General features: G+C 65.2%; 10 protein-coding genes. 3 read left to right on the forward strand and 7 right to left on the reverse strand.

Annotated features, from left to right (window positions below):
• Positions 1 to 52: 52 nt before the first annotated feature.
• Together EV191_RS02175 and EV191_RS02180 are read left to right on the forward strand one after the other, a co-directional pair.
• Positions 53 to 1,132, forward strand: a complete 1,080-nt coding sequence (locus EV191_RS02175; protein WP_132875091.1) for a right-handed parallel beta-helix repeat-containing protein — start codon at positions 53 to 55, stop codon at positions 1,130 to 1,132.
• Positions 1,133 to 1,171: 39 nt separating this feature from the next.
• Entirely contained in the window at positions 1,172 to 1,951 is a 780-nt protein-coding gene (locus tag EV191_RS02180; RefSeq protein WP_132875092.1) for a class I SAM-dependent methyltransferase, read from the forward strand.
• On the opposite strand, the gene EV191_RS02185 is transcribed toward EV191_RS02180, so the two are convergent.
• From EV191_RS02185 to EV191_RS02215, 7 genes are all read right to left on the reverse strand, one after another.
• Positions 1,948 to 3,441 carry an MATE family efflux transporter gene (locus EV191_RS02185; protein WP_132875093.1) on the reverse strand — a complete coding sequence of 498 codons (1,494 nt, stop codon included), beginning with the start codon at positions 3,439 to 3,441 and terminating at the stop codon, positions 1,948 to 1,950. The genes EV191_RS02180 and EV191_RS02185 overlap by 4 nt on opposite strands.
• Positions 3,438 to 4,805 carry an O-antigen ligase family protein gene (locus EV191_RS02190; RefSeq protein ID WP_132875094.1) on the reverse strand — a complete coding sequence of 456 codons (1,368 nt, stop codon included), beginning with the start codon at positions 4,803 to 4,805 and terminating at the stop codon, positions 3,438 to 3,440. Before EV191_RS02190 ends, EV191_RS02185 begins: the two co-directional genes overlap by 4 nt.
• 44 nt (positions 4,806 to 4,849) lie before the next feature.
• Positions 4,850 to 5,806, reverse strand: coding sequence for a glycosyltransferase family 2 protein (locus tag EV191_RS02195; protein WP_207894373.1), 957 nt, complete (start codon positions 5,804 to 5,806; stop codon positions 4,850 to 4,852).
• Entirely contained in the window at positions 5,803 to 8,283 is a 2,481-nt protein-coding gene (locus EV191_RS02200) for a fibrinogen-like YCDxxxxGGGW domain-containing protein (RefSeq protein ID WP_165912785.1), read from the reverse strand. Before EV191_RS02200 ends, EV191_RS02195 begins: the two co-directional genes overlap by 4 nt.
• A 56-nt stretch (positions 8,284 to 8,339) precedes the next feature.
• A complete protein-coding gene (locus EV191_RS02205; RefSeq protein WP_132875096.1) occupies positions 8,340 to 8,756 on the reverse strand; it encodes an FAD synthase family protein in 417 nt (138 codons plus the stop codon).
• A gap of 106 nt (positions 8,757 to 8,862) precedes the next feature.
• Positions 8,863 to 10,341, reverse strand: coding sequence for a sugar transferase (locus EV191_RS02210; RefSeq protein WP_132875097.1), 1,479 nt, complete (start codon positions 10,339 to 10,341; stop codon positions 8,863 to 8,865).
• Between the two features lie 680 nt (positions 10,342 to 11,021).
• Complete coding sequence (locus EV191_RS02215) at positions 11,022 to 11,225, reverse strand: cold-shock protein (protein WP_132875098.1); 204 nt, start codon at positions 11,223 to 11,225, stop codon at positions 11,022 to 11,024.
• 300 nt (positions 11,226 to 11,525) lie between these two features.
• On the opposite strand from EV191_RS02215, the gene EV191_RS02220 reads away from it, so the two are divergent.
• Entirely contained in the window at positions 11,526 to 12,239 is a 714-nt protein-coding gene (locus tag EV191_RS02220) for a 4'-phosphopantetheinyl transferase family protein (RefSeq protein WP_132875099.1), read from the forward strand.

A 12,239-nucleotide genomic window follows, 5' to 3' on the forward strand; every position in this document is an offset into this window, starting at 1 on the left:
GCAACGACATACGTGCTGCGACGGGAATCGGCTACGCACCTGGAGTTGACCCATGGACCAACCCGCCTACAGCAGGCGCGGGCTTATCTGGGGTGCCGGTCTCACCGCGGCAGCGGGGGCAACCGCCGGCATATTCGCCGCGCCCGCGGTATCCGGGCAACCGCTTGCCGAACCCGCCGAACCGTGGACCTACGTGCCGCCCGGTGGCTCCATCGCGGACAGTATCGAGAAGGGCGCGCGGGCCATTCAGCTCGGGGCCGGCGACTACCCGGTCGAGGAACCGATCGTCCTTCCGCACGGTACCCAGCTACGTGGGTTAGGGCATTTGAGCCAACTTACCGCCGTCGAAGAGGTTCCCGCGATCATCCTGGTTGGCGCCGCGGGCCCCGCCTACGGTGTCGGGATCGTCGATCTGGCCATCGACTGCGCGGAAACGGCCAAGGTCGGTATCGATCTGCATATCGTCGGGCGGGAGGGCAACTGGTACGGCGATAACGATGCGGTCTGCCGGTTGGAGAATCTCTGGATCTGGGGGCCGGTAAACGACGGTGTGGTCTACAGAGGCACCGATAACCGCTCGGTTCACTCCAGCAGGGTACGCGTCCGGCAGGCAGGCAGGTTTGGCTTCCTGATTGGCGAATCCGAATCATCCACCGCTTCAGACTGCTGGTGGATCGCTTGCGAGGCAACGACGATCCGGCAGACCGGGGAGTCGGCTGGCTTCGAGGTGCGTGGCGCCAACCACTTCTTCCAGGCTTGCAAAGCGTGGTACTGCCGGGACTACGGTTTCCGGATCAGGGGAACCAGGAACAAGTTCACCGGTTGCGAGGCCCAGGACACCCGGTTGCATGGCTGGTCTATCGAATGGGATATGAACACCTTCGTCGGCTGTACCGCCGATACCGCGGGCATGTGGGACGTTGGCGGCGAGCCGGACTCCGCTGATGGCTTCTACTTCGCGGACGGTACTGGCACCTCCATCGTTGGCTGCCAGTCCTTTGATCGGGGCCCGCGGGGGCGAAAGGAGCAACAGCGGTTCGGGTTCAACGTGCCGGCCGAGATGCTGGCCCAGGGCAGGCTGATCGGCCACTCTGGGTGGGGCAATACCAGAGGCCTCGTGCACGAACGTTGATGTAGCAGAGTTCTTCGACCCAGTGGGAGTAACGCAGTTATGGCGGAACGGCCGACCATCGCACGGCGCGCGGACGAGCAGCTGGCCAACTACCTCCGGTTCATTACCGAGCAGCAACATGCGCAGAAGCGGACCAAGTCAACCGACAGTGCATTGCGGAGGCTGGCGAAACACGCGGTACCGGTTCAGTTCCGCGGCAAGGCACGGTTTCTGGTCACCGACGCGCTCACACCGCTTGCCAGGGCGCGAGCCCGCCAGCTGCTCAGGGAGCATGCCACCGGCGAGGATTTCCTGCTGCATATCGGCAGCGGCGGGGAGCACAAGGAAGGCTGGGTAAATCTGGATCTGGCCGGCGATCCGGTCGAGCTTCCGTGGAATCTCAAACGTGGCCTGCCTTTCCCAGACGCAACAGTGGACGCGATCTTCTCCGAACATCTGCTTGAACACATCCCGCTGCCAGGGGTGGCGCAGACACTGGCCGAATGCCACCGAGTACTCAAGCCTGGCGGGACCATGCGCGTCGGCGTACCGGACGCCGGTCAGCTACTCGAGTCCTACGCGCGTGGTGGCACGGGTTTCATCGAACACACCAGGCCGGATCGGCCAACCTCGATGCTCGCCGTGCAGGAGCTGTTCTACTGGTATGGACACTGCACGATGTTCGACGAGGAAACCCTTGGGTGGTTACTGGCCGCGGCCGGGTTCACCGAGCCGGTAAAGCGTTGCGAACCACTGGAAACCCGGCTACCGGTCCCCGCTCCGGACACCGAACGCCGCTGGGCGGAAACCCTCTACATGGAAACTATTCGTCCAACTTAGACCGTTGAAGGCGCTCGCAGTACGGCGGGCACCAGCCGGGAACGCAGCAGCCAGCACGCCGTGCCGAACAGCGGCAGTGCCACCGCGAGGTGCACACCGAGCGCGAGCAGGGTCGCGCCGAACAACCCGAGTACCAGGATGGCCGGCAGCACGACCGTGCCGGCCACCACGGTGATCGGTAGAAGCAAACCGGTTCCGGGTAGCCGTACACCAATCAATCGGTGTACCTGCCAGCCGGCCAGCGCGGTGTCCACGGCGATGGTCAGCAACCACGCCAGCCCGCCGCCGGCAATGCCGATGGTTGGCAGCAACGCAAGGTTCGCACCAAGATTCACCACGACGGCGGCCACCTTGTTGTTCATCTGCCACCGGCTCCGGCCACCCATCAGCAGCGCGGTTTGCAGCACGCTCGAGGCGGTGAGCACCATCATCGCCCCGCTCAACAGCGCCGCGGCCAGCGCGCCGGCGCCGAAGCCCGAACCGAACAGCTCGAGCACCGGCGCGGCGAACAGCGCCAGGGTGAGATACAACGGCCAGGAAAGCAGGATCAGCACCTTCGTCGCGGCGGCAAGCAGTTCCCGCGCCGCACCCAGCTCCCCCGCGGCGAGCAGCGCGCTCATCCTTGCCGAAACGGCCATCCGCATCGCGGTGTCCACAAGCAACCCCGCGCGCACCGCCCGCGAGGCAACCGCGTAGACCCCGGCGGGAACCGGCCCAAGCAAGGCACCGACAAGCAGCACGTCCGCCCAGGCAAGCAAGATCTCCAGCGCCGCCGCCACGCCACGCGGCGCGCTGAATGACCAGAACTGCCTGGCCAGCACACCGAATGGGCGGGGCTCCCGATCCACCGTGGCCGAGGCAACCGCCAATCGCCTCGCCAGCACCACAGCCGCGACCAGTACCGCGAGTACGAACGGCCATGCCCAAGCCTGGGTGACCCCGAGCAACCCGATCCCGGACCACAGCGCGACCAGTACGAACACGACCCGAGCAACCGGCAGACCGATGTTGTACACCGTGACGAACGGCAGCACGGTGCTCAGCCCTCTGCTTCCGCCGAGGAGCACCGCGACCAGCGAAGCCGGCAGTACGAATGGCGCGGTGTAGCGGATAAGACCGGTCATCGTTTCGCTGGCCGCTGGTTCGGCGAGCAGCGTGGCCAACCACGGCGCGAGAACCCACAGCAGCACCGTCGCCAGCACGCCGACGATAAGCACCGGCAGTACCGCGACGAACACCGTACGCCGCAGATCCGCCTGCTGGCCGAGCGTGAGTTGCCTGGACATCTCCCGTACCAGGCCAGTGTCCGCGCCGAGTTCGAGCACGTTCGCCAGGATCATGAACAGCGCGACGGTCTGGAAGAAATACCCGGTGCCCTCCGGGCCGAGGCCCCTACCGACCACCAGCGCGAGGATCAACCCGAACACCGCACCGGTCGCCCCACCGACCAAACTCAGCAAACCGGCGCGGGTCAACCGCTCGTTACTCATCTGCCGTCCCGCGGTGCTCTACCGTCCCCCGGAGCTCCGGCGGGTAGCGCACTAGCCCGCAGCTCGTTGGGGCGTAACCCGCCCGCCGGTAACCGGGGCCGGCGCGCACAGACCGCTGGATCACTCAGCAGGATCACCGCGACCAGCGCTACGGTGAGCATCTGCATCGTATCGATCCCGTAGAAGAACATCAGCGCGCACGGGATGATCAGTACCGAATGCAGCCACAGTTGTGCGGTACTCGGTGCGCGCCAGGTGCGCAGCACGGCACCGTAGAGGAACCAGAGAAACAGCCCCAGCCCGACAAAACCGTAGGAGAACATCAGCATCCACAGATGCCCTTGGGTGCCAACGGAAATATCCAGTAGCTGGGAGGGGCGTGGCGCACCATAGCCGAGTACCGGCGAATCCAGGGTGCGATCGATCGTTTCCAGGTAAAGCTGGGCTCGCCCGTCGTTGCTGCCGTAATCGGCTCGCTCGGTCAACTCGTCGAGCAACCCTGCGGAAAGGAACACGACGGCGCTCGCGATCGCCGCGGAAAGAATCGCCAGAAACGGCAGTATCGCACCGCGCAACGCCAACCTGGCCGCGACATAACCGACGGCGATCGCCAGCCCGATGAACATGCCGCGGTTCAACGAGGCCATCGCGGGGACGGCGATGGCGGCGGTACCCAGGATGATCAACAACCGCACGCGATTGCTCGTAGTCATCGCGTACTGCGCGAAAGCGACCGGGGTGAGCAGGGCCATCGCGCTGCCCCAACCGTTGGCGTAAGGGAAGGGCGCGGCCGGGCGTTCATAGGGTTCCGCCGCGCCCCATGGATGTTGGATCTCCGCGAACGGCGGAGAAACGAGGTCCCGGACATACTCGTTGTTGGTCAATGACTCCGGCAGCAGCACGCCGACCGGGGTGGTCAACCGGACTTCGGGGAACAGGGTGCCGAGGTAGCCACCGAAAACGACGAACAGCCAGACCACGGTCAGCCCGGCAACCACCCGCCGAGCGGTGATCCGCTCCCGCGCGTTGACCACGTAGACCAGCACCACGGCGATGGCCAGGTAGTTGGCGAATCGCTGGCCGTAACCAACCACGCGCAGCACTGAGCCGAGCATCAGTCCACAAGGGATGACCCAAGCGACAAACGCCAGCCACGGCGCGATGCCAGGGACGAGCCGCAATCCCCTTCGGTGGATCAGCAGTACGGCCATCACCAAGGCGAGCAACACGACGATGAACGGCGTCATCCCGAGCACCCACCACAGCGGAAAACCCCAGAGCAGCGCATCCACCGGCCAGGCTGGCAGCGGTCGCCGGACCATTGGCCGCACTTCGGGCCCGATCACCTTTGCGCTGCTAGCCACCGGTCAAGCCTACTCGCGACCGGGTAATGGGACATTGCGGCGAGTCAGAGCCCGCGCCCTTTCGACTGGACGATCCGGACCAAGCGGGCCGGGCTGACCAGCCTGGCGGCCACGGCAAGCGCGGCGAGCGCGCGTAACTGCCTCGGGTCATGCCGGAGGGCGCGCCAGGCCCAGCGCACCGCATCCGCCCGATTGCCGAGCGCCGCAGCGGCAAAAGCGATCTGTCCCTCGATCCTGGCCCGCCCGCGTGGGGCACTGGCGAATTCCGGGTACCTGTCCAGGATGTAGCTCAGCCCGGCCACCATCGCCAGCCATCTGCCCTCGTAGAACGAGGGTCGATTCCAGTTGATCACGGCATACGGCTCGCGGACACAGTGCACATCGCCATAGCGTGCGGCTCGCAGCAGCCACTCGTAATCCTCGCCGAACGAATTAGGCAGCTGCTCGTCGACCAACCCGATCCGATCGAGCAGATCAGCCCTGCGCACCAGCAGGTTCGAGGAGTGGATCTCCATGATCCGGGAACCGAGAAAATCAGCAAAGCTGGCTCTCGCCGGCGCCGGCCTTGGATGGTCCCCGTTCTCGCCTCGCACCACCAGCCCAGTAGCCACCACGGGCGCATCCGGAACCGTGCGCCACAACTCGAGCTGGCTACGCAGTTTGCCCGGCAGCCACTCGTCGTCATCATCGCAATGCCCGATGATCTCGCCGGATGCGGCGATAATGCCACTATTGCGCGCGCCGGCGAGCCCTGGCGTGCGCTCGTTGCTGAGCACCCGCAGGCTCCGGCCGGCCGACTCCGGTACCGCTATCTCGTGCGGATCCGACTGATCGAACACCACGATGCACTCGATCTCACCGGGGTAATCCTGGGCAAGTACCGAACGCACCGCGCGGGTAACCAGTTCCGGCCGGTCCCTTGTTGGTACCACCGCGGTGACCGCCGGCCAGTGCTCGGTTTCCTCGCCACCCGCGGTTTCCCGCGTGATCTGTCCGGTCACGGCCCCACTCGCTGGCTTGGCGGGCTGGTCGAACTCGATGGCTCCACCGGCCGCGCCGACGTGCTTGGCGGCGGCGCGCTTTCGCTGGTTGGCGTCGGTTCAGCGGGTGACTCGGAGGGCGCGGACTCGGACGGCTCCGGCTGCTCGGTCCGCTTTGCCACGGCCGCGGCCGGCTGCACCGCATGCACCGAAGTACTTGCCGAACGGTTGCCCTCCCTGTCGACCGCGCGGACAAAGTAGCGGGCAGTCGAGGTCGGCGTGTCCACTTCGTACGAGGTCTGCCCCGTGGTCCGGCCGATGACCCTGTCCTGCAACAGGATTTCGTATCCGGCCACCTGGCGATCGTCCGTCGAGCCAGACCAGCTGAGCCGCACCTTGCCGGCCGCGCCCGGCCCGCTCCGCAGGTTCGCCGGTGTGCTTGGCGCCGTGGTATCCCTCGGCGCGAACCGGACGAAGCCACCAAGCCAGGTCCAACCGCCGTTGTTCATCCTGCCTCGGGTGAGGTCTCCGGAGAACCACACCTTGCCGGTGCTGTCCTGGAACGATCCCCACGGACCCTGGCTGAGGCTGGCGTTGAGCCACGGGTTGAACTCGGGCTGGTACTCGCCGGTCGCCGCGTCGTAGGCGCCGATGAAGCTGATCTTGTCGCCCTGCGTCCAGTTCTGGCCGACATTCGGCCAGGTGTAGGACTCGGAGTAGTTCCAGTGCTCACAGTGACAGGTGCCGTACACCGTGCCGTCATAGGCCTCGGCGGACTGGAAGTCCCCGCCCGCGGTGGTGATACTGCCGGACTTGATCGCGAAATCTGATCTGTTGTAACTGAACAGGCTGTGTTGCGAACCGCCGACGAAAACCCGATCGCCGACCTCCACAATGGCCTGCTGATAGTTCGTCGAGGAGCTGAACTTCGGCTTCTGCAAGCCGGGTACCAGAGCCGCGCCCGGCTCAGTGCTCACCACGGCGACCTTGTCCGAAGACACGCCCCGCGAGGTGGTCAGGTGGCCAACCGCGTAGAACCGGCTGCCGTCCGCGCTCGCGTCGATATCGAACACGGTGCCGTTGAACTCGGGATTCCAGCCGTGATCGGCATTGCCATTCGTGATGGATACCCGGCCACTGTTGCGCGCATAGGCAGGTTGACTCTGGTTGCCACCCTTGAGATGCGTGAAGGTACCGCCGAGGTAGAGCCAGTTGTCCTGCACGTCGAGCGCTCGCACCTTGACCACCCCGGTGGCCGTATTGTCCTGCACCTCGACGTTCCAGCTGGGATCGGTCTGGCCAGTGCTCGGGTCAAGCGAGACCAGGCCGACCTGCTCCTCGCCGTTCACCTCGGTGAACTCACCGGCAACCACCAGCCGGCCATCCGGCAGCGTGGCCAGGTCCTTGACCTGCGCGTTGAACTTGGGGCGGAAACTCGAAACCCACTCACCTGTGCGCACATTGAAGCCAGCGAGATAACTCTGGTCGACCCGCTGACCATCGGCTCCATTTTGGACGTACCTGAAGTTGCCACCGACGTAGACCGTCTCACCGACCTGGGTAAACGCCTGCGATTCGGTGTTCAGCTCGCCGTTGTTCCCGTCCGCGCGACCGGTGACGCCCCAACTCTGCGGCTCCGCTCCGCTCTGCAGCAATGGGGAGAGCTCCCGTTTCGCGGTGCCACCGTCCGCGATCGGCGAGTACGACATATCGGCTTGGGTCAGTTTGGGGCGCAGGAAGACCTGCGTGAACGGGCGGGCGTAGCCGCGGCCGCTGGTCCGCGACCACAGGTAGGAGCTGGCGGAGGAGGAACCCGACGTCAGTGAACCGAATGCCCAACCACGGGTCCACCCTTGGTCCTGCCGCTCCCTGGTGTCGACCCGACGTAGCGAGGAGTCCCTGCCGAAGTTGTTCGTGTAGCCGCCGGAGCCGGAAGTACCGTCGAAACGGTAGCTGCCAACAATATGCCCTGCTTCGAAACTCCAGGTCCACCTGTCCTGGTCCGCGAAGTTGAACCGCGCTTCCTGCCACCGGGTTCCCGAGGTATTGGTTGCCCTGCGCAGCCGGATGCCGTCACCAAGCTCGTCCACCCTGCCGCCGTTCAGCAGTCCGTCCACAATGTCACCATCCAGCTTGCGCGGATTGAACGCGGCCTGGCCAGTGACGTTGTTGCGCACCTCGGCGGGGCTGCCCTGGCCGCGATACTCCGGCCGCCAGTTCTCCCTTCCCCTGCCGATCAGCACCCAGCCACCGCCATCGGTGGTCATATCGCAGTAGAACTGCTCCGGCGCGATCAGCTCGGGCGTCTGCAACCAGTAGACGCCATCCTGCGCCCGCGAGTCGTTCTGCTTCGCCTCCCAGCAGGAAGCCGCCGCATCCGCGGCGCTACGCCCGGTCGGCTTGGCCTGCTGCGCCTGCGCGGTGCCCGTACCGAGCACGATCAACGACGCCGCGAGCAAACCCACGGCGCCGAACACGCCGCCGCGCTTCACAGCCATCTTCGGAAACCACACGGTTTTCTCCTCGCTGCGCCCAGGGCGGCGCCACATCTGACTCATGCGATCTCCGCGATCACTTTCCGCAACGCGGTACTCGACGTCTGGATGGTGTATGGAAAGTAGACGAGCCGCGCGCCAACCTCGGCGAGCCTCCGCTCGAGTAAGCGACCTCGCTCGGTACCCCGCCAATCATCACCTTTGAACAAGACGTCATAGCGAAGTTCCTGCCATGTCTCGAATTTGTCCACATGCGTATCGGCAACGGCCTCGTCAACAAACCGGATATTACGCACGATATCGATGCGTTCCTCGAACGGCATCACCGGTGCCCGCGTTTTGGCCCGCTGCACGACATCGTCGGTGACGACACCCGCGATCAAGTAGTCACAATGTGCGCGCGCCTGTCGCAGGATATTCAGGTGCCCAATGTGGAACAGGTCGTAAGCACCTGGCGCGTAACCAACTACCGACACGTCAGCAATCCTCCAGAACCATTGGCACTTGGCCAGAACTGACCGAAATGACCCGTCGCGATACCGCCAACCGGACTAACACCTTGCTCCATTTCCACGCGTCGCATCAGTAAGCACCCGCTCCACTTGCCACGGCACGGACCGTCTTCCAGAGAATCATCGCGTCCAAAGCCAGCGACCAATCCTCGACATAGCGCAGATCGAGCCGGACGGACTCGTCCCAGGAAAGATCGCTACGCCCGCTTACTTGCCACAAGCCGGTCAGTCCCGGCTTCACCAGCAACCGCCGCCGTACATGTGGCCGGTAGGCCGCGGTCTCCGCTGGCAACGGGGGGCGTGGACCGACCAGGGACATCGAACCGGAAACCACGTTCAGCAGCTGCGGGAGCTCATCCAATGAGTACCTGCGCAGGAAAGCCCCAACCCGGGTGATCCGCGGATCCCGCCGCATCTTGAACAATGGCCCCGCGCCCTCGTTGCGCTCCGTGAGTCCCGCGAGCACGGCATCCGCGTTCGGCACCATGGTGCGGAACTTGAGCATCGTGAAAGTCTTGCCGTTCTTGCCAACCCGTTGTTGCCGGTAGATGGCTGGACCACCGTCACCAACCCGGATCGCGGCGGCGATCGCGAGCAGCGCAGGCGAAAGCAAGGCAAGTAGCAGTGCGGCACCAATGCGATCCACGACGCCCTTGACGACCCGGCGCCCACCGGTGAGCGTTGGCGCGGACACGTGCAGCAGCGGCATCCCAAGCACCCCGGAAACCTGCAACCGCGGACCGGCTACCTCCATCAGCATCGGCGCGACGGCCATCTCCGCGGTGGTGTCCTCAAGAGACCAGGCAAGCTCCTGCAGCCGCGCGGGCGTCCAGTACGCGTCCGCGGTCACCGCGACCATCCGGTAGCCACCCCTGCGCACGTGGTTGGCGATCTCCGAAAGGTCACCAACCACCGGCACCCCGTCAATATCACCGCGCGCACCGTCCTGGCCGGTCCCGTCGATCGTGCAGACGGCCTCGACCTGCCAACCCACATGCGCCTGGTCTCGGGTTCGCTGAATCAGCTCGCGCACCGCGTCCTGACTCCCCGCCGCCATCAGCGGCAGCAGACAGCGGCCCTGCCTTCGCGCCCGGTGCAGCCGCTTGCGCAGTACGTACCGGCCGGCGATCACGGAAACGGCCGCGGCTGGCAGTACACCGAACACCCAGGGCCGCACCGCGAGTTCGCCGGCGATCAGGCCACAGAGCGCAACAAGTACGGCCGCAAGCAGAAAGCCCTTGCCCAGCCGGCGAAACTCTTCCGCGCCGTTGCCGAGCACCCGTTGCTGCCAGGCGCGCACCGCCGGCAGCGCGCTACCGACCGCGACCGCGGTACCGAGGGCCAGTAGCAGGTCCATCCCAGGGGCACCGAAAAGCAGCGAACCACCGAGGATGACCACCAACGTGAGGCAGGCATCGCTGGCCAACACCCAGTGGCGGTAGCGCCTCTCCCAGCCGGTAGGCGGGAACGTGGTGGCCGGTAACTCAGCCGCGCGTGCGTCGGCCGTCACCGTCGAGCTGCCATACGAGCCGTGCGGCTCCGTAGGCATGCCGGACCACCCAGGATAGCTATCCATTCAATCCCCTTCACCCGACCGTGGCCGATGCCGGCCGATCAAGCGCTCGCCGCGCGGGTCTTAGCTTTGCGTGACACGGAGACCGTAACGGATCGGGTGTCACTCAATGTGAGTTTCGGGGCCTCCTCGCGGACCGTTACAGTGAATTTGGCCGCTACATGATCACTCGCCAGAGTGACGTTTTGGCGAAATCTTGCATCCAGAGAAATACTCTAGGTAGTAGACGCAAGACTGTTAAGAAATTACTGACAGTGGCTTGACCGGCCTGGACCTGCACCCTTCGAGCGCCGCGAATCGAACTCTTGGCGGCAAGGAGTCATCCGAACCCCGGGTCAGCGCGGCGCGTCTGGCCCAAGGGCGCCAGTGCGGCTGATTACTCAAGGCAATATGGATCAAGCCCGGGTTGCCGTTCGCGCGGCCCCAGACTGGGCCGAAGGCGGCAGAAATCGTGAAGAAGTTACACCTTTAGTGGCATGCGCGCCGACGACCAGGCGGCGCTGCCCGAAATACAACGATTCAACATCGGCACCGCTCCACTATGGACGAAGAGCGAGCTGACACCCACCGGGGTTACCCCTGGTTAGTGCTGCGGGCGCAAAAAGCGGGGGCCCGCTCGCGTGATCGCGAACGAGCCCCCGCCGTTAGGTACTACGTCAGACGACGCTGACACCAGTGGCTTGCGGGCCCTTGGCGCCCTGGCCGACCTCAAACTCCACCCGGGCGTTCTCTTCCAACGTGCGGAAGCCGCTGCCCTTGATCTCCGAATAGTGCACGAACACGTCAGCGCCGCCGCCATCCGGAGAGATGAAGCCGAAGCCCTTCTCCGCGTTGAACCACTTCACGGTGCCCTGAGCCATACTTTGTTCTCCTCAACCACATACTTAAACGAGACACCGCCTAACTGCGATGACCCGGGCCAGTCTTAGACGCTGGCTTCCCGGCTTGAGGAGGAAAACCATCGCGCCCGCAACATCGTTTTGCGAGCGTGACCCAACACGAACACAAAAACTCTGACCGCTACCAGCTAACCACATGAGTCCACTCATGGCTAGCGCGCCCGGGCCCTGCTCGGAGCGAAAATACCGGCAACCGCGCTGGTATCTCCGGACGATCCGAACCGCCCCTGCACTGCCCGCCGCCCGGCTATGCTCGCGATCATGTCGACCGGCGTATGCACCGTGTGGTTCAGCCAGCCACTGCCACTGGACCAGCAGTGGCTCGAGCTACTCGACGAGCTGGAACACGGACGGCTCGCGGCATACCGGCAAGAAGTGGACAAGCGACGTTTCCTCACCGGCCGGGTGCTGGCCAAGACGGTCCTCGCGGCCAGGGACGGTCGGCGACCGGAGACGATCCGGCTGGACGCGAGCTGCGCCGACTGCGATAAACCGCACGGCCCACCTCGGCTACCCGAGCCCGATGCGCCCCAGCTGTCCATCGCGCACTCCGGGGAGCGGGTGGCGCTCGCGGTCTGCTCGGTAGCCGCGGTTGGCGTCGACGTGGAACGAATCGGCGAATCCGTCCGCGCCGGCATGTACGAGCACGTGCTCAGCGCCCAGGAGCGTCCCCGACTGGATCGGCTGACGGAAGACGAACGAGCGCGTGCCTTCTTCGGCTACTGGGCACGGAAGGAAGCGCTGATCAAAGCCTGCCGGCTCGGCCTACGGCTACCCATGCCGGAGCTGACCGTCAGCTCGCACGACTCCCCGGCGCGGCTGCTCGCATCCACCTCGGCCGCGCTGCATCCGGCGAGTACGACGATGCACGATCTGGACGCCGGCGAGGGCTACCGGGCCAGCCTCGCCGTACTCACCGCCGAAGCGATCCAGCCGAAAACCAAGTGGTGGCACCCCGAGCCGGAATACGACTGA

Source organism: Tamaricihabitans halophyticus (assembly GCF_004340875.1).
Lineage (GTDB): Bacteria > Actinomycetota > Actinomycetes > Mycobacteriales > Pseudonocardiaceae > Tamaricihabitans > Tamaricihabitans halophyticus.